Genomic DNA, 1,722 nt, shown 5'->3' with positions numbered 1-1,722 from the left:
CTGGCGCTGCTGGCCAATGGGGGTGTCGCCCTGATGCTATACCGCTTCCGCAGTGGGGACGCGAACATGCGCTCGGTCTGGATCTGCTCGCGCAATGACGCCATCGGCAATCTGGCGGTTCTGCTGGCGGCACTGGGCGTTTTCGGCACCGGCACGGGATGGCCCGATATTATCGTGGCCTTCATCATGGGAGGACTGGGCCTGCATGGCGGGACACAGATTGTGCGCCATGCCCTTGCAGAGACCACCAGCGCCGGGACGGAACTGGCGGCCTGAAAACGGGCACAGAAGGTTCGGCCGGCGCTCACGCGCCAGCCTCCCTGAGAAACCTCCAGACCGGGATGCCCATCTGTTTCGCCTTGTCGGCCAGATTGTCCTGAATGCCCGATCCGGGGAACACCATGACCCCGACGGGCAGGACTTTCAGCAGGGCGTCGTTGCGCCGGAACGGGGCGGCCTTGCCGTGCCGGTTCCAGTCCGGCTTGAAGGCGATCTGCGCGACCTGCCGGTGATCGGCCCAGCGGGAGGCAATGAATTCCGCACCCTTCGGTGAACCGCCGTGCAGCAGCACCATGTCGGGGTGCTTCTCGCGCACCTTATCGAGGCGGTTCCAGATCAGGTGATGATCCTCGTAATCGAGCCCGCCGGTGACCGCGACCTTCGGTCCGGGAGGCACGAGCAGTTCCGTTTCGGCCTTGCGGCGGGCGTTGAGGAAATCGCGGCTGTCGATCATCGACGCCGTCAGGGTGCTACGGCTAACCAGCGATCCGGAGCGTGGCCGCCAGGGCGACATGGTCAGACGTTCAAACTGGTCGCAGGCGAGGTCGCGGAAGATCTCGTAGGCGTTGCGTCGCTCCAGCAGGGTCAGGCCCTCGGCGATCAGGCGTTCCAGCTCCACCGAACGGATCTCGCTGCCATCCTGTTCCTGCTGGCTGCGCTTCTGCGCCGCCTCGTTGCGATCAAGATCGCGCTCCACTTGCCCAACCATGCGATGAAAGACATTGACGGTGGACCAGAGCAGCGGTTCGAGATCGGGTTCCAGCCTTGTGTCGGTCAGCGTGGCTGACAGGGCGTCGAAGATGTCAGCGACAGCACCCTCAATCTGGCTGGCGTCGGGCAGCGGCCTCGGGTCAGGCTCATCCTCGAATGGACAGTGGCTGTAAAGCTGGAGTTCCGCCAGCACATGAGCGGTGGAAGAGGTGGCGTGTACGGGTTCGAAATCGTCCTGTGTGCGGGTCATGGGTCTATCCTCCGGTCTTGGCCGCGCCCCTCGCGGCCTTTCCGGGGGCGGAAAGCGGCAGACGAAGGCCGGGTCGGAACCGCGCAGCGCGCGGCCGGAACGCAGTGGAGGATGGCAGGGAGACGGCTATTTTGTTTCGCGATGCAAAGCGCGGCACGCGCGGCGGAAAATAGCCGGCTCCGTCATTGCAGGCCCAGCCTGGCTGACGCCCGCTCCCCTCCAGAAAAGGCCGCGGGCGCGCCTCATCCGGAAACAGGACAGCCCCGCACGACAAGGAAAGACGATGCCCCCACACCCCCTTCCCGGCCCGCCTCAGTGCATGACGGGTTGCAGGAACCGCGCCACGTCCTGCGGAGCAAGCTGGGGATGCAGGATTGCCCGCATCGCGCCACGCCCGAGATAGCGGAGATCATCGTTGAAATCCGCCAGACGCGGTGACAACACGAGGCATTCGATCCCGGCCTCCTGCGTCCGGGCGAGCA

Annotated in this window: 1 protein-coding gene and 2 pseudogenes; 1 reads left to right on the top strand and 2 read right to left on the bottom strand. The window is 65.2% G+C overall.

The features are described from left to right. Positions 1 to 276 (top strand): annotated as a pseudogene (locus F3J08_RS16795) (cation transporter); the annotation flags it as partial. 28 nt (positions 277 to 304) lie between these two features. On the opposite strand, the gene F3J08_RS16790 reads toward F3J08_RS16795, so the two are convergent. Together F3J08_RS16790 and F3J08_RS17355 are read right to left on the bottom strand one after the other, a co-directional pair. Beyond that, a complete protein-coding gene (locus F3J08_RS16790) occupies positions 305 to 1,240 on the bottom strand; it encodes a DUF2493 domain-containing protein (protein ID WP_166931904.1) in 936 nt (311 codons plus the stop codon). A 312-nt stretch (positions 1,241 to 1,552) separates the two neighbouring features. Then, positions 1,553 to 1,722: pseudogene (locus F3J08_RS17355) on the bottom strand (DNA primase); the annotation flags it as partial.

The sequence above is a fragment of the Asaia sp. As-1742 genome, from assembly GCF_011753235.1.
In the GTDB taxonomy this organism is placed as follows: domain Bacteria; phylum Pseudomonadota; class Alphaproteobacteria; order Acetobacterales; family Acetobacteraceae; genus Asaia; species Asaia bogorensis_B.
This window is presented reverse-complemented; position numbering and strand designations above follow the sequence as displayed.